At 73.7% G+C, this 15,460-nt stretch carries 14 protein-coding genes; 6 read left to right on the top strand and 8 right to left on the bottom strand.

What is annotated here, in order from left to right; genetic code table 11:
- Positions 1–22: 22 nt before the first annotated feature.
- The 7 genes from moeZ to AY578_RS21945 all read right to left on the bottom strand — a co-directional run bounded on the left by moeZ (position 23) and on the right by AY578_RS21945 (position 9,143).
- Positions 23–1,201 carry an adenylyltransferase/sulfurtransferase MoeZ gene (moeZ, locus tag AY578_RS21975; protein WP_019522846.1) on the bottom strand — a complete coding sequence of 393 codons (1,179 nt, stop codon included), beginning with the start codon at positions 1,199–1,201 and terminating at the stop codon, positions 23–25.
- 63 nt (positions 1,202–1,264) lie between these two features.
- Positions 1,265–2,026, bottom strand: a complete 762-nt coding sequence (locus AY578_RS21970) for a spherulation-specific family 4 protein (RefSeq protein ID WP_019522845.1) — start codon at positions 2,024–2,026, stop codon at positions 1,265–1,267.
- Positions 2,014–3,024: an NAD-dependent epimerase/dehydratase gene (locus tag AY578_RS21965; RefSeq protein WP_258904559.1), complete on the bottom strand. Its 1,011-nt coding sequence runs from the start codon at positions 3,022–3,024 to the stop codon at positions 2,014–2,016. The genes AY578_RS21970 and AY578_RS21965 overlap by 13 nt, the downstream gene beginning before the upstream one ends.
- A gap of 118 nt (positions 3,025–3,142) precedes the next feature.
- Positions 3,143–4,288, bottom strand: coding sequence for a hypothetical protein (locus tag AY578_RS21960; protein WP_258904553.1), 1,146 nt, complete (start codon positions 4,286–4,288; stop codon positions 3,143–3,145).
- Positions 4,285–6,063 (bottom strand): DUF3492 domain-containing protein, encoded by a 1,779-nt coding sequence (locus AY578_RS21955; RefSeq protein WP_258904551.1) that lies wholly within the window; start codon positions 6,061–6,063, stop codon positions 4,285–4,287. The genes AY578_RS21960 and AY578_RS21955 overlap by 4 nt, the downstream gene beginning before the upstream one ends.
- 240 nt (positions 6,064–6,303) lie before the next feature.
- The gene (locus AY578_RS21950; RefSeq protein WP_258904549.1) at positions 6,304–8,076 is read right to left on the bottom strand and encodes a DUF3152 domain-containing protein; all 1,773 of its coding nucleotides are present in this window, start codon (positions 8,074–8,076) and stop codon (positions 6,304–6,306) included.
- A gap of 8 nt (positions 8,077–8,084) precedes the next feature.
- A complete protein-coding gene (locus AY578_RS21945) occupies positions 8,085–9,143 on the bottom strand; it encodes an alpha/beta fold hydrolase (protein ID WP_258904548.1) in 1,059 nt (352 codons plus the stop codon).
- A 155-nt stretch (positions 9,144–9,298) separates the two neighbouring features.
- On the opposite strand from AY578_RS21945, the gene AY578_RS21940 reads away from it, so the two are divergent.
- The 4 genes from AY578_RS21940 to AY578_RS21925 all read left to right on the top strand — a co-directional run bounded on the left by AY578_RS21940 (position 9,299) and on the right by AY578_RS21925 (position 11,213).
- Positions 9,299–9,526 carry an Rv3202a family protein gene (locus tag AY578_RS21940; protein WP_019522839.1) on the top strand — a complete coding sequence of 76 codons (228 nt, stop codon included), beginning with the start codon at positions 9,299–9,301 and terminating at the stop codon, positions 9,524–9,526.
- A gap of 198 nt (positions 9,527–9,724) precedes the next feature.
- Positions 9,725–10,366, top strand: a complete 642-nt coding sequence (locus AY578_RS21935; protein ID WP_028959354.1) for a TetR/AcrR family transcriptional regulator — start codon at positions 9,725–9,727, stop codon at positions 10,364–10,366.
- A 146-nt stretch (positions 10,367–10,512) separates the two neighbouring features.
- Positions 10,513–10,740, top strand: coding sequence for a DUF3107 domain-containing protein (locus AY578_RS21930; protein WP_019522837.1), 228 nt, complete (start codon positions 10,513–10,515; stop codon positions 10,738–10,740).
- A 206-nt stretch (positions 10,741–10,946) separates the two neighbouring features.
- The gene (locus tag AY578_RS21925) at positions 10,947–11,213 is read left to right on the top strand and encodes a hypothetical protein (protein ID WP_019522836.1); all 267 of its coding nucleotides are present in this window, start codon (positions 10,947–10,949) and stop codon (positions 11,211–11,213) included.
- Positions 11,214–11,749: 536 nt separating this feature from the next.
- Here AY578_RS21925 and AY578_RS21920 read toward each other — a convergent pair.
- Complete coding sequence (locus AY578_RS21920) at positions 11,750–12,505, bottom strand: ferritin-like domain-containing protein (protein ID WP_026243418.1); 756 nt, start codon at positions 12,503–12,505, stop codon at positions 11,750–11,752.
- Between the two features lie 488 nt (positions 12,506–12,993).
- Between AY578_RS21920 and AY578_RS21915 the strand changes: the two genes are divergently transcribed.
- The gene (locus AY578_RS21915; RefSeq protein ID WP_420341317.1) at positions 12,994–14,523 is read left to right on the top strand and encodes a DEAD/DEAH box helicase; all 1,530 of its coding nucleotides are present in this window, start codon (positions 12,994–12,996) and stop codon (positions 14,521–14,523) included.
- Between the two features lie 317 nt (positions 14,524–14,840).
- Entirely contained in the window at positions 14,841–15,272 is a 432-nt protein-coding gene (locus tag AY578_RS34120) for a hypothetical protein (protein ID WP_420341316.1), read from the top strand.
- Positions 15,273–15,460 lie beyond the last annotated feature (188 nt).

Genomic DNA, 15,460 nt, shown 5'->3' with positions numbered 1-15,460 from the left:
GGACCTCTCCGGCCGGTGCGGCCTAGTAGACCGGCTTGTGCGGCTCGATCTGGTTGACCCAGCCGATCACGCCGCCGCCGACGTGGACGGCGTCGGAGAAGCCCGCGGACTTCAGGACCGCGAGGACTTCCGCACTGCGGACACCCGTCTTGCAGTTCAAGACGATCTTCTTGTCCTGCGGCAGACCCTCGAGGGCGTTGCCCATGAGGAACTCGTTCTTGGGGATCAGCCGGGCGCCCGGGATGGAGACGATCTCGAACTCGTTCGGCTCGCGGACGTCGATGAGCTCGAGGTTCTCGCCGTCGTCGATCCACTCCTTGAGCTGCTTGGGAGTGATGGTGGAGTCGGCGGCCGCCGCCTGGGCCTCCTCGGACACGACGCCGCAGAAGGCCTCGTAGTCGATGAGCTCGGTGACGGTCGGGTTCTCGCCGCAGACCGCGCAGTCGGGGTCCTTGCGGACCTTGACCTGGCGGTACTGCATCTCCAGGGCGTCGTAGATCATCAGGCGGCCGACCAGCGGCTCACCGATGCCGGCCAGCAGCTTGATCGCCTCGTTGACCTGGATGGAGCCGACGGACGCGCACAGCACGCCGAGGACGCCGCCCTCGGCGCAGGAGGGGACCATGCCGGGGGGCGGGGGCTCCGGGTACAGGCAGCGGTAGCAGGGACCGTGCTCCGCCCAGAACACCGAGGCCTGGCCGTCGAAGCGGTAGATGGAGCCCCAGACGTAGGGCTTGCCGAGCAGCACACAGGCGTCGTTGACCAGGTAGCGGGTCGCGAAGTTGTCCGTGCCGTCGACGATGAGGTCGTACTGGCTGAAGATGTCCATCACGTTGTCGGCCTCGAGCCGCTCTTCGTGCAGGACGACGTTCACGTACGGGTTGATTCCCTTGACCGAGTCACGCGCGGACTCGGCCTTGGGGCGGCCGATGTCGGCCTGGCTGTGGATGATCTGGCGCTGCAGGTTCGACTCGTCGACCTCGTCGAACTCCACGATGCCGAGCGTGCCCACGCCCGCGGCGGCCATGTACATCAGCGCCGGCGAGCCCAGGCCGCCGGCGCCCACACAGAGCACCTTGGCGTTCTTCAGCCGCTTCTGCCCGTCCATGCCCACATCGGGGATGATCAGGTGGCGGGAGTACCTGCGGACCTCGTCTACGGTGAGCTCGGGGGCCGGCTCGACCAGGGGTGGCAGCGACACGGGGACTCCGTTGGTCGGTCAATCAGTACGGTTGTTCTCCGCTTAACACTGCCATGCCCTTTTTCATTCCGAGACACCCGTTCCGACACGCGAGACGATGTCGTCCCAGTAGCCGGGCAGCGGCCCCCACGGATCCGCCGGTCCGGCGCGGCCGGAGACGCGGTCGGAGTGGTCGGTGAACCAGATGGTGTCGGCGCCGTGCCAGCGGGCGATGCGCAGCGCCTCCTCCAGGTGCGGCCGGGGCACGCCGTGCACGAAATGGCAGAACCGCTCGGGCGGATGGTCGGCGGTCCACTCGGCCGCCTGCGACCAGCGGTAGTCGCTCCACGGGCCGGAGTAGGTGACGAGCTGGTCGGCGTGCTCGGCGTAGCCGGGGTAGGGGTGGGTGCCGTGCCCGAGGACGACGTGGGCGTCCTCGTGGATCACCCGGAGGGTGGCGACGGTGCGCCGCACCTCGGGCAGGTCCTCGCGGCCGGAGGGGCAGCGGTCCAGGAAGAAGCCGTCGACCTGGTACCAGTCGAGGTGGCGGTGCGCGTCGGAGATGATCTCGCCGAAGCCGCGCAGCCCGTAGGCGGTGTCGATGTGCCCGAGGACGCGTACGCCCGCGTTGCGCAGCCGGCCGGCCGCCTCCAGGCAGTGCGGGTCGGGCTGGACGCCGGGGCCGTCGGCGACGTTGAGCACCACCCAGTGCAGGGGTGTGCCGGGGCGGCTCAGCCGGTTCCACTCGTCGGGGGCGAGGAGCGGGTGGGCGACGCCCGGGACGCCGAGGCCGGTGCCGAGCCCGGTGGCGGTGGGGCCCTGTCTGGTCCGGGTCAGATACGGCATGCCGCCTCCATCCAGATGTCCGCGAGCGACTCCTCGAGGTTGATGCGGGGGCGCCACCCGAGGCGGTCGCGGGCGGTCCGCACGTCGGCCTGCTGCCAGGCGCCGCACCCGTCGGGGTACGGGAACACGGCGGGTGAGGCGGCGGTGGGGTGGTGGTCCGTCTCGGCGCGCGGGTGTCCGATGGTGGCCCGCAGGTGGGTCGCGTGGGCGGTGTGCGTGGCGTGGAGGGGCCCGGGGTGGGGCAGGCCGTCGAGCTCGTTGAGGGCGCCGCCGTAGCCGGCCACCCGGGCGAGGATCCCGGCGGCGTCGCGGAGGCGGACGGCGCGGCCGGAGCCGATGTTGATGACGCCCTGGGCGGCGGAGAGCGAGGCGGCGTGCACGGCGCGGGCCACGTCGCGGACGTCGACGAAGTCACGCTGGGCGCCGAGCCCGCCGAGCTTCAGTTCGCCGTCGCCGGACTGCATGGCACGGCGCATCGCCTCGGCGAGCCGGCCGAGCGGGGAGCCGGCGGGGGTGCCGGGTCCGACGGGCGAGAAGACCCGCAGCACCACGGCGTCCAGGCCGGAGCCGAGGACCAGTTCGGTGGCGGCGAGCTTGCTGACGCCGTACGGGCCGCCGGGACGGGGGACGGCGTCCTCGGCGGTGGAGGAGCCCGGCTGGCTGGGCCCGTACTCGGAGCCGCAGCCGATCTGGACGAGCCGCGCCCCGCAGCCGCTGCGGCGCAGGGCCTCGCAGATGGTGGCGACGGCGACGGTGTTGTGCCGGGTGAGTTCGCGGGCGCCGCCGCGGGTGGCGCCCGCGCAGTTGATGACGACACCGGGGTGGACGGCGTCGAGGAAGCGGGTGAGGGCGCCGGGGCTGCCGGTGGCGAGGTCGAAGCGGACGTCGGCGTCGTCACCCCGGCCGAGGGCGGTGAGCTGGACGGCGGGGTCGGCGAGCAGGCGGTCGGTGACGAAGCGGCCGATGTAGCCGTTGGCTCCGATCAGCAGGACCCTCATCGGTCGGCTCCTTCGCGGCGTTCGGTGACGGGACGGGAGGTCATGCGAGGTTCTCCTTCAAGGGGGGTCGAGGGGTCCGGGGCCGCGGCCGTCCGGGCGGCACGGCGGTCGCGGCTGGTCATCGCGCCTGCTCCGGCCGCAGGTGCGCCGAGGCGCGGGCGAGGGTGCGGGAGGCGTGCACGAGGAGGGTCAGGGCGCCCGCGCCGCAGGTCAGGACGGGTACGGCGGCGGGGCCCCAGGCGGCGGTGAGGGCCTCCACCGGTGCGCCCAGTGCGCCGCAGCCGGGCAGCCTGGCCGCGAAGACGGTGGCGGGCGCGAGCACCTGGGCGGCAGCGGTGAGCATGAGGATCACGCGCGGCGCGCGGGTGAAGCCGTGCACGCTGAGCAGGCGGGCGACGAAGAGGAGGGCGCCCAGGGCGAGGACCCCCGGGGAGACGGGCTCCGCGTCGAGGAGCGGCGCGCGCAGGGCGACGAGCGCGGCCAGCGCCACCAGGAACAGGGCGACGGCCCCCAGCAGCACGGGCCGGACCGAGGCGGCGAAGTCCTCCAGGCCGCGGCTGGTGGCGAGCTTGCGGCGCGCGTGAGTCAGGAAGAGACCGGCCGTCCAGGTGGCGGGCGCGACGGCGAGGGTGAGGGCCAGGAGCGGGGCGAGGGCCAGGGGCCAGTCGCCGCCCGCGGTGCCGTCGGGCAGTCCGTCGGGACCGCCGGCGATCGCGGTGCGCAGCAGGCCGTCGCCCAGCACGGCGTACGCGAGGAGCCAGCAGGTCCAGGAGCCGGTCGCCGACCGGGGAGGGAGGCCGCCGGGACGGGCCAGTGGTCCGCGGCGCACCGCGGCGCGCAGGGCGAGGGCGACGGTGAGCACGCCCGCGGCGGCCGCGTACAGGCGGGTCTGGCCGTGGGTGCGGGCCAGGGCGACCAGCGCGGCCGCGCAGAGCGCGCCGGGCAGCAGCGGGAGCAGGAGCACGGTGAGGGACCGGCGGCCGCCTCCCTCACCGGCCGGGGCGGTCGGCGCGGCGGGTGAGCCGGTCGCGGTGTCGGTGTCGCGCGGGACGCGGGCGTAGAGCTCCTCCGCGAGGGAGAAGACGTCGCGATGGCGGAAGCGGGCGGCGGTGCGGTCGGTGATGCCGTGCGCCTCCAGGCCCGCCGCGATCTCCAGCGGGTCCACGGCGCGTTCGCACAGCTCGCGGTGGCGGTGCAGCAGCACCTTGACGGGGTCGGCCGCGCCGGGGGCGGCGGCGCGGTCGAGTTCGCTCAGGTCGGTCATCGGACGGTCTCCGTGACGGGCTCCGGCGTCTCCACGGCCCAGGTGGGGACGGCGCGGGGGGTGGGTTCGGTCCAGCGGCCGGGGACGTGGGCCTCGGCGGGCGCGGCGAAGGGCTGCGGGTCTCCGGCGCCGTCGAGGACGGGCCGGCGTACGGGGGTCCGCGCGACGGTCTCGAGGTAGAGGCCGTGGTACGCCGCGACGTTCTGCTCGACGCCGAACAGCTCCAGCGCCCGGGCGCGCGCTGCCTCTCCGAGGCGCGCACGGCGCTCGGGGTCGCGCAGCAGCGAGACGCACGCCTCGGCGAGCGCCCGCGGATTGCGCGGCGGTACGACGAGGCCGGTGCCGCCGATCACCTCGACGACCGCGCCGACATCCGTGGAGACCGTCGCGCGTCCGCAGAACATCGCCTCGATCAGCCCGACCGGGAACCCCTCGACGACGCTGGACAGCACGGTGACGGTGCCGCCGGCGTGGACGTCGGCGGTGGTCTCGGCGCCGGGGCCGCCGAGTTCCTCGAAGGAGACCGGGTTCTGTCCGACGGCGTGAGGGCCGTCGGCCTCGTCCGGGAAGAGCTGGGCGGCCAGCGCCCGGCAGTGGCCGAGGTAGGCCTCGCCCTCCGGTCCCGAGGGGCGGCCGACGATGCGCAGCCGGGTGCCGGGCTCGGCCGCGCGGACCTCGGCAAGGGCGTGCAGCAGGGAGACCAGGTCCTTGGCGGGCTCCACCCGGCCGATCCAGACGAGGGTGTGCGGCTCGGCGTGCTCCCGCTTCCCGCGCCGCTCCCCCTTCTCCCGGTTCTCGCCCTGCTCCCGATCCGCGAGGTCCTTCCTGTTCTTCCTGTCCTTGCGGTCCTTGCGGTCCTCCGGCCGGTCCTCCCCGCCGACGCCCGCGAAGGGCGTGGCGTCCAGACCCGGGTAGATGGTGCGCAGCTTGGCCCGGTCGGCGCCGCAGCGCTCCTGCCAGCGGCGGGCGTGTGCGTTGCCGGGGACGAGGTAGGAGGCGGCGCGGTAGGTCTCGGCGGTCAGCAGGCCGTGGAAGGCGGCGAGCAGGGACCGTACGGCGGGTGAGGCGTCGGGGCGCGTGAGGTAGTGGGTGCGCAGACGCACGCCGTACTCGGTGACCAGGAGCGGGACGCCGAAGAAGTGGCGGGCGAGCAGCCCCGGGAGCGCGGCGAGGCCGCCGGACGCGGCGTGGCAGAGGTCGACGGCGCCGAGGCCGTCCTCCTCGTACCAGTCGAGGGAGAGGGGGCGCAGGGCCCGCTCCAGGTGGCCGGCGACGGTCAGCAGATCCGGGACGCGGGCCTCGCGCGCGGTGCGGAGGGCTCCCGGCGCACGACAGGCGCGTTCCAGGGCGCGTACGGCGTGCTCGGAGCGCAGCGCGGCGACCAGTCCGCCCTCGTCGCGGGCGAGTTCGGCGAGCCCGTGGAGCGCGTTGGCGAAACGGTCCGCCTCAGCGGCGCGGGGCTTCTGCGCGGTGCCGGGCTCGGCGGCGGTACAGAGGGCGGCGGCCAGTTCGCCGTAGTGCTCGGTGAACCGCCGGCGGGCGCGGCGGCCGTGGACCACCCCGTCCTCCTCGGCGGTCCACAGCGGCGCCGTACGCACCCGCTGGACCTGGGGCGGCAGGTCGACCCAGCCCGTGTCCTCCTGGACCTGGCCGGTGCTGAACGCGTAGACGTCGAACTCGTGTCGGTCGAGCCCGCGCACCAGGCGGTCGCACCACACCCCGCCCTCACCGCCCACATACGGATAGCCACCCTCCGTAAGCAGTCCGATGCGCACGTGTGCACCCCCGTTCTCCCGTCGGGAGCCGCCGTTGGTCAGGCGGCTCGCAGCGGGACGAACGTATGCGGACAGGACGGTGGCGCGATGGACGGTTGTCCATCACGCCATCAAAAGGGGTGAACGGGCGTAACTTTCCCGCGCGAATCGCGTTCGCCGTGCTGAGACCGGCGCACAACAGGCGCGCGCCGGTCCGGGGCCACCCCCCGGCGCGCGCCGCGCAACCTGAGTGCCGAAGCGTCAGCCCTTGGGGTAGGGCCAGGGGTTGGGCCGGCAGCTGATCCCGTCGTACTCGAGGAACTTGGTCTGCTGCTGCATCACCGGGGCCAGGTCGCCGTCCTTGTCACAGGTGACGTGGTTGTGCCCGAGGCGGTGGCCGATCTCGTGGTTGATCAGCATCTGGCGGTAGGCGAACATCTTGTCGCCGTACGTCTCGGCGCCCTGCGCCCAGCGGTAGGCGTTGATCAGCACCCGCTCGGTGGCCGCGGAGTCGCAGGAGACGTTGTCCTCGGTGGTGTCGAGGCCCGACTTGGCGCACCAGTCGGCGGTCGTCTCGGGACTGGCCAGGGTGATCACGAAGTCGGCGTCGCCGGACTCGATCCGCTCGAAGGTCATGCCGTCGTGCGCCCAGCTCCGGCTGTCGTTGAGCGTCCGGTGCACAGCCTCGGCGAACAGCGCGCCGTCCAGGTCGAGCCCGCGCTCCACGTCCACGCGGTAGGTGATCTTCCGCCCCTTGCCGGGCGCCTTGTCGATCCCCTTGACGGCGTAGAACTTCCCCGTGCCGCCGCGGCTGGCGGCCAACGGGAACTTCCGGTCCATCTGCTGCTCGTACGTGAGCGGCTTCGCCGTGGGCGCGCCGGGCGTGGCCCGGTCGTCGCCGCGGGAGGCGGCGTCGCGCGCGTCGCGTGCCTGCTCGCCGGCGGACTGCGACTGGACGCCCGGGCTGCCGTGCTCGTCGGCGACCTGCCCGGCGACGACGACGGCCAGCACGGTGGTGACGGCGGCGGCCGCTATGCCGGTGAACGCGCGCCCCTTGCCGCCCCTGGTCTGCGCGGGGACGCCCGTCGGCGGCTCGTCGTCGGTGGTGCGGGTGTCGGTGTCCGAGGGGACGCCGGCGGGGGCGCCGTCCCAGTCGGTGACGGCGGTGTACGGATCCGCGGGGCCGCGGGTGACGGGCTTGCGGGGGGTGAAGAGGTCGTCGCGCTCGTCGAACGCCTCGACGTAGTCCCGGCGCGGTCCTTCGACGGGCGCCTGGCGCTGCCTCGGCAGGGGAACGTCCTGACTCTGCCCGGCGGCCGGCGCGCCGTATCCGGCGGCGGTGCGGCCCCGCGGGTCCCCCCAGCCGCCCCCGGCCTCCTGCTGCTCGGGGTGGCCGCCGCGAACCCGGGGGGTGCCGTCCGCGTAGCGCGGGACACCGTGCGGAGGGGTTCCGTCCCCGTACCGGGGGACGCCGTGAGCGGGGGTTGTGTCGCCGCCGCGCGGCCCGCCCTGCGGAGGGGTGCCGGGGCGGGGTGCGCCCTGTGCGGGAGCTCCGTTCCCGTAGCGCGGGAAGCCGTGGGCGGGAGTCCCCTCGCCGTACTGCGGCACACCGCGCGGCGGGGTTGCGTCGCCGTAGTGGGACGCGCCCTGCGCCTGGCTGTCGTACCGAGGCTCACCCTGCGCCTGGCCGCCGTACCGGGACCCGCCCTGCGTCTGATCGCCGTAGCGCGGTCCGCCCCGCGCCGGGGTTCCGCCCTGCTGCCATCCGTCCGGCACCGGCGGTACGCCCTGGGCCGGCCTGCCGCGCCCCGGCGCCCCGTACCCGTGCACCGGGGTGCCCTGCGGCGGTGTGCCGTACGGCGGCGGGGCGCCCTGCGTCTGCTGCTGCGGCCGTACCGCGCCCTGGCCGGTGTCCCGGCGGTCGTCGTACCGCACCTCGGGCGTGTCACGCACGCCGCGCGCTGCGGCAGTGGCTGCGGTGGTGTCCGCGGTGTCGCCCTTGGGGGCGGGCCCGCGCCGGCTGTGGCGTCCCACGTCGCGCCTCAGCCCCTTGTCGTCTCGGTCGTGGCGGTCGGGCCACCGGTGTCGGCGGACGGACCCGGATCGCCCTGTGCGTCCGGCTGCACAGTATCGCCCCCGCCCGCGGGATCCGCCGCATCCCTCAGGAGTTCACGGAACGCCGACGCCACGGTCTCGGGATACTCCATCATCGCCACGTGTCCCGCATCCGGGAGTGTCACGAGCCGGGAGCCCCGGAAGTGACGGGCGGCGCGCTGCGCCATACGGAAGCCGACGAGCTGGTCGCGGCCGCCGTAGACGAGCAGGGTCGGGGCGAGCACCCGCTCGGCCTGACGCCACAGTCCTTGCTGGCCACCAAGCATGTAGGCGCTGACGAGGCCCCGCGCCGAGCGCGCCATCGCGTCCCAGAAGTACGGCAGCCGCTGCCGCCGCTCCATCTCGTGCACGGCGTGCCGGAAACCTTCCGGCGTCACGCGTGACGGGTCGCCGTAACAGAGGTTCAGAACGCCCCGGACGCGCTGCTCGGCGGTCCACCCACGGGTGAAGCGGGTGAACAGGAGTGCGACGCCGGGCACGGCCAGCAGTCCGGTGGGGACGGCGGAGCGCTGCACGCGCAGCTCCGGCAGGGCCGGGGAGACGAGCGTGAGGGTGCGGACCAGGTCGGGGCGCACGGCGGCGACCCGGGTGGCGACCGCGCCGCCGAGGGAGTTGCCGAAGAGGTGCACCGGGCCGCGGCCGGACGCCTCCAGACAGCGGATCACCGCGCGTGCGTGCGCGGTGATCGAGTAGTCGCCGTCGTCCGGCGGCGGGGAGTCGCCGAAGCCGGGGAGGTCCACGGCCTCGCTGTCGACGACGCCCTCCAGCAGGGCCATCAGGGGCGACCAGTTGAGTGACGAGCCGCCGAGTCCGTGGACGTAGAAGGCGGGCGGGAGTCCCGCGCGGACCGGCGGCCGGGATCTGACCGTGAGCGTGGCGCCGGGCGCCCGCACCGACCGCAGCCGCTCACCCTCGGCCACCCTGACCGCCGCCGGTTCGGGCAGCACGCTGGTCGGCGGCACGGACGGCAGCTCGGTCGAAGACATGCGGCAATGTTACGAGACGATCACGCCCTGGCTCATGTGTTCGGCGTCACAGGATGGCATGGCATCGAAATCGGGTGTCTCCTAGGCTCGTACAGAGGGCACCCGTACGTGGCCCCTGCGTGTCCCAGGGGCGTGACCAGGAAGGGAGCCCGGTGATGGCCGTGGATCCGACCGACCCCGAAACGTTCGAGGAGGACGAGGACGTGCAGGAGGGTGTGGAGTACGACGTCGAGGCGCCGGAGGTCGACGCGGCCGAGCAGCAGGCGGAGGTGCGGCCTCAGGAGGACGACCCGCTGGAGGAGGTCGACCCCGACCGCGCGAACGAGGCGGACCTGGTGGAACAGGCACGTGTCGTCCAGCTCGACGAGGACGACTACCGGTGAGAGGTGCGCCGACCGGGGGCGTCAGCCGTCCGGAAGGGGACTCGTTTTGCCCGCTCTGACAGCTTCTGAAACCGTCCGTACGGGTTCTCCCGCCGTCCGGTCCGTGAAATTCTGCACGTGCACCGCGCACATCAGGATTACCGAAAAGTACGATGGCGGCGCGGCTGATCCCGCATGTGGACGACAATGGGAGGCGGCGTGACAGCCATCGAGCAGACGGACGCGGTACGCCCGAGGGGTACACGCCTTCCGCGCCGTGCCCGGCGGAACCAGTTGCTGGGCGCCGCCCAGGAGGTCTTCGTCGCGCAGGGCTACCACGCGGCGGCGATGGACGACATCGCCGAGCGCGCGGGTGTCAGCAAGCCGGTGCTGTACCAGCACTTCCCCGGCAAGCTCGACCTGTACCTGGCGCTGCTGGACCAGCACTGCGAGGCGCTGATCCAGTCGGTACGGCACGCGCTGGCGTCGACGTCGGACAACAAGCAGCGCGTGCGGGCCACCATGGACGCCTACTTCGCGTACGTCGAGGACGACGGCGGCGCGTTCCGCCTGGTCTTCGAGTCGGACCTGACGAACGAGCCCGCCGTGCGCGAGCGGGTCGACAAGGTCACGAACGAGTGCGCGGAGGCCATCTGCGACGTCATCGCCGAGGACACGGGTCTGTCGCGCGCGGAGTCGATGCTGCTGGCGTCGGGGCTCGGCGGGCTGGCCCAGGTGGTGGCGCGGTCGTGGCTGCACAGCGACCGGAGCGTGCCGCGCGACCAGGCGGTCGCGCTGCTGACCTCGCTGGCCTGGCGGGGCATCGCCGGGTTCCCGCTGCACGGGAGCGATCAGCACTGAGCGGCGCGGCCGGCGGTCGTTTGTTCCCGTCGGCTGTTCGCTGTTGGCGTTGCCGGGCGAAGCATGCGGATCCCCTCACCGGGCTAATGTGTGCAGGTACGGCGCGGAAGGTCGCGCACTTCACTGACCGTCGGAGGGACATAGCCGTGGAGGTCAAGATCGGCGTGCAGCACGCGCCCCGCGAGATCGTTCTGGAGAGCGGTCAGAGCGCCGAGGAGGTCGAGCGCGTGGTGGCCGAGGCGCTGGCCGGGAAGTCGCAGCTGCTGAGCCTCGTGGACGAGCACGGCCGCAAGATCCTGGTCCCGGCCGACCGTCTCGCCTACGTCGAGATCGGCGAGCCGGCCCCGCGCAAGGTGGGCTTCGGCGCGCTGTAGGGCTGTATGCGTGAGGAGGGCCCGGCGGTGATCACCGCCGGGCCCTTTCGCGTGCCTGAGGGCATGCGCCCCTCGGAAGGTCGGAAACCCCCGGACGGCCTACAGGCGGGACCGTGTGAGGAGGATTGGATTCCGCAGGTCAGGGGTAAACCGGGACAGGACCAAGACATGGACGAGCAGGCCGGCCGTGTGGGAGGGACCCCGACATGCTTCTGGAAGCGCTCAGCTCCGCGATTCTCGGCCTGGCCCTGGCCTGGGGGGCGTACCACCGCTTGTCCCACCGGCTCCCCCGGCGCGCCCTCGTGCTGGCGACCGGTGTGGCCGGGGCGCTGTTCGGCGCCTTCGTCATGAACACCGCGCTGGACGCGGGCAACTTGCTGACGATGCTGCTGGGAGCGGCGATCGTGTCGACCGCCTCCCTCTCCCTGCTGCTGCGCCCCGCGGGCAGACTGCGCCACTCGGCAACGGCCTGACCGCCCTGCGAGGGCGGTCGTCCACGTCTCCGGCCGAGCGTCGGGCCACTGCGACCGCCCCGCGACCCGGCCGCCCGCCTCCGTCCCGGACACCGTCCGCCCGACTGCGACCGTCACCCCAGCAACCGCCGCCAACATCAGCGGCGTCCCGCCACCCCCGACGCCCTCACATGTCCGGCCGAGCGCCGGGCCACTGCGACCGCCCAGCGACCCGGTCGCCCGCCTCCGTTCCGGGCACCGTCAGCCCGGGTACGACCGTCACCCCAGCAACCGCCGCCGACACCAGCGGCGTCCCGCCACCCCCGGGCGCCCTCACGTGTCCGGCCGAGCGCCGGGCCACGGCGACCGCTCTGCCGGCGGTCGCCTACCTCTCCGGCCCGGGCGTGATCCGCCCGAGGGGAACTTCGGCAGCTGCCGCCGAATTCGCCGGCGCTGCCTCCCGCCGTCCTCGGACAGCATCGTCGGTCGTGCTGCCGCCCGAGGCGCAGCCTCAGGGGCCGTCCGGCCGAATCGGCCGTACAGGGGGGCGGCGGCCGTCAGGCAGCCAGCCCCAGTGCCGCCATCCGCTTCGTGTGGGCCTCCGTGATGCGGGAGAACATGCGGCCGACCTCCGCCAGGTCGAAGCCGTCCGCCACGCCGCCCACGAGCATCGTCGACAGGGCGTCGCGGTCGGCGACCACGCGCTGGGACTGGGAGAGGGCCTCGCCCATCAGGCGGCGGGCCCACAGGGCGAGCCGGCCGCCGACGCGCGGGTCGGCCTCGATGGCCGCGCGCACCTTCTCCACGGCGAAGCCGCCGTGCCCCGTGTCGTCCAGCACGGCCAGGACCAGCGCGCGGGTGTCGGAGTCCAGGCGCGCCGCGACCTCGCGGTAGAAGTCGCTGGCGATGGAGTCGCCCACGTACGCCTTGACCAGGCCCTCCAGCCAGTCGGACGGCGCCGTCTGCTTGTGGAAGCCGTCGTAGGCGGCGACGAACGGCTCCATGGCCTGCGTCGGCTCCTCGCCGATCTCGGCGAGCCGGTCCCGCAGCCGCTCGAAGTGGTGAAACTCGGCCGAGGCCATCTTCGCCAACTCCGCCTTGTCCGCCATCGTGGGGGCCAGCTTGGCGTCCTCCGCGAGCCGCTCGAACGCCGCCAGCTCCCCGTACGCGAGCGCGCCGAGCAGATCCACGACAGCGGCACGGTACTGGGGATCGGCGGAGGCGGCCGCCCAGTCCATGGCGGCGACGCCGGTCGGCGCGGCAGGAGTCTCGGGGTTTTCCGCGGCGTTCTCAGGGCTGTCAGAGCTCGTCATGCAGCGCACAATAGCCCGCTCGGCCTGCCCCGGAAGGTCCCGGTCGATCAGTGTGACGACGACTACGTGACCAAATCGGCCATGGCGTGTGCGCGAATCCGGGGTATGGTGGTAATGCGCCTGCTGAACACTCTGACGTTCTCGGATGTGTTCGACGGGCCGCATGTATGAGGATGCCCGGTCGGTGGCCCGATCGGCTCCGACCCGACAGCCCTCTGTTCGTACGGCACATCGCGTACGGAACCCGGAGGGACACCTCAGCGGTACGAGCGCTCGAGCGTCGGCAGTGGTCCCGTGTCCTACGGCCTCGACCGTATGGCAGCCGTCGTCCCCGGCACGGTCCCTACACGACCCCCGCGCTCGCCTCGCACCGCGCACACAGAAGAGGCAGCACCCTGACTACGACGTTCCGAGAGCTCGGGATCCTTCCCGAGACAGCCGAAGCCCTTGAAGCCGTCGGCATCACCACCCCCTTCCCCATCCAGGAGATGACGCTCCCCGTGGCCCTCACGGGCACGGACGTCATCGGCCAGGCCAAGACCGGCACCGGCAAGACGCTCGGCTTCGGCCTTCCGCTCCTCGAGAGGGTCACCGTCCCCGCCGACGTCGAGGCGGGCCGCGCGAAGCCCGAGGACCTCACCGACACGCCGCAGGCGCTGGTCGTCGTCCCCACCCGCGAACTGTGCACGCAGGTCACCAACGACCTGCTGACCGCCGGCAAGGTGCGCAACGTGCGCGTCACCGCCATCTACGGCGGCCGGGCCTACGAGCCCCAGGTCGAGGCGCTGAAGAAGGGCGTCGACGTGATCGTCGGCACCCCGGGCCGGCTGCTCGACCTCGCCGGGCAGAAGAAGCTCAACCTGTCCCACGTCAAGGCCCTCGTTCTCGACGAGGCCGACGAGATGCTCGACCTGGGCTTCCTGCCCGACGTCGAGAAGATCATCAACCTGCTTCCGGTGAAGCGGCAGACCATGCTGTTCTCGGCCACCATGCCGGGCGCGGTCATCGGTCTGGCCCGCCGCTACATGTCGCAGCCCACGCACATCCGCGCCACCGCGCCGGACGACGAGGGCGCGACGGTCGCGAACACCAAGCAGTTCGTCTACCGCGCGCACAACATGGACAAGCCCGAGATGGTCGCGCGGATCCTGCAGGCCGACGGCCGTGGCCTGGCCATGATCTTCTGCCGCACCAAGCGCACCGCCGCCGACCTGGCCGACCAGCTGGGGCAGCGCGGCTTCGCCTCCGGCGCGGTCCACGGCGACCTCGGCCAGGGCGCCCGCGAGCAGGCGCTGCGCGCCTTCCGCAACGGCAAGGTGGACGTGCTCGTCTGCACCGACGTCGCCGCGCGCGGCATCGACGTCGAGGGCGTCACGCACGTCATCAACTACCAGACGCCCGAGGACGAGAAGACGTACCTGCACCGCATCGGCCGCACCGGCCGCGCGGGCGCGAAGGGTACGGCGATCACGCTGGTCGACTGGGACGACATCCCGCGCTGGCAGCTGATCAACAAGGCGCTGGACCTGGGTCTGGGCGACCCGGCGGAGACGTACTCCACCTCCCCGCACCTGTACACGGACCTGAGCATTCCCGAGGGCACCAAGGGCACCCTGCCCCGCTCCGAGCGCACCCGGGCCGGTCTGGACGCGGAGGAACTCGAGGACCTCGGCGAGGTCGGCGGCCGCGGTCCGCGCGGACGCGGAGGCCGGGACGGCCGTGACGGGCGCCGCGGTTCCCGTGACGACCGGTCCGGACGGTCCGAGCGTTCCGACGAGCGTGAGGCGTCCTCGCGTACGCCGCGCCGCCGTCGCCGTACCCGTGGCGGGGCGCCGCTCGACGCGGCGGGTCAGCAGCCTGCCGCGCAGGCCGCCGTGGGCGCCGGAGAGGCGGAGGCCGGCGAGGCGCCGCCACCCGCGCCGCCGTCGCCGCACCCGTGGCGGGGCACCCTCCTCCGTGGGCACGGTCGAGCAGACGCCGCGAGAGCGTCGTCGACACGGCCGAGGGCCCGTCGGTGAGACCGCCGAGACGTCCGAGGCCGTCGAGAAGCCGCGCCGTCGCCGCACGCGCCGGTCGGCCGAGCAGGCCTCGGCCGTGACGGAGCAGCCGTCGGTCGCCGCACCCGCAAGGCGGCCGAGGCCGCCGAGGCGGCGGTCGCCACCGCCGAGGGCACGACGGCGACGGCCGAGGCCGCCCCGAAGCGCACGCGCAAGGCCGCCGCGAAGACGGAGACCGCCGTCGACACCGCCGAGGCGCCTGCCGAGGCCGAGACCAAGCCGCGTCGCACCCGCAAGAAGGCGGTCGCGGCCGAGGCGGACGTCGCGACCGAGGCCCCGTGGCCGAGGAGAAGCCGAAGCGCGTGCGGAAGACCGCCGCCAAGAAGGCCGAGGCCGCCGTCGACACGGCCGAGGGCGCCGAGGCCAAGCCGCGCCGCCGGACCCGTAAGGCCGCCGAGGGCGAGGCGGTGGAGATCCCGGCGCAGTCCGCGTCGGAGGCCGAGGAGAAGCCGAAGCGCGTGCGGAAGACCGCCGCCAAGAAGGCCGAGGCCGCCGTGGACACCGCCGAGGGCGCCGAGGCCAAGCCGCGTCGCACCCGCAAGACGGTGCCCGCGCAGGCCGCCCCGGAAGGGGAGGCCGCCGAGGCCGCCGCGCCGCGTCGCCGGACCCGCAAGGCCGCCGCGTCCGCGCCGGAGGCCACGGAGACGGCGGAGCCGAAGGCGCGCCGCACCCGTAAGGCCGCGGCTCCCGCGGACTCCGCGGAGAGCTGACACCGCACCGACGCCGACGGCCCGGTCCCCGCTCGTGGGGGCCGGGCCGTCGGCGTGTGTGCACCCGCTACTCTCACCCGGGTGATCACCGCCTTCTCCCCCGCTCGCCTCCCCGAGCTGAGCCCTCGCCGACTCTCCACCGCGCGGGGCGAGTTCGCCGTCCTGGACGTGCCGCCGCCCGCCGGTGT

This window comes from Streptomyces thermocarboxydus (assembly GCF_024760485.1).
Lineage (GTDB): Bacteria > Actinomycetota > Actinomycetes > Streptomycetales > Streptomycetaceae > Streptomyces > Streptomyces cellulosae.
The sequence above is the reverse complement of the archived record's forward strand: the minus strand, read 5'-3'. Positions and strand labels throughout refer to the sequence as shown.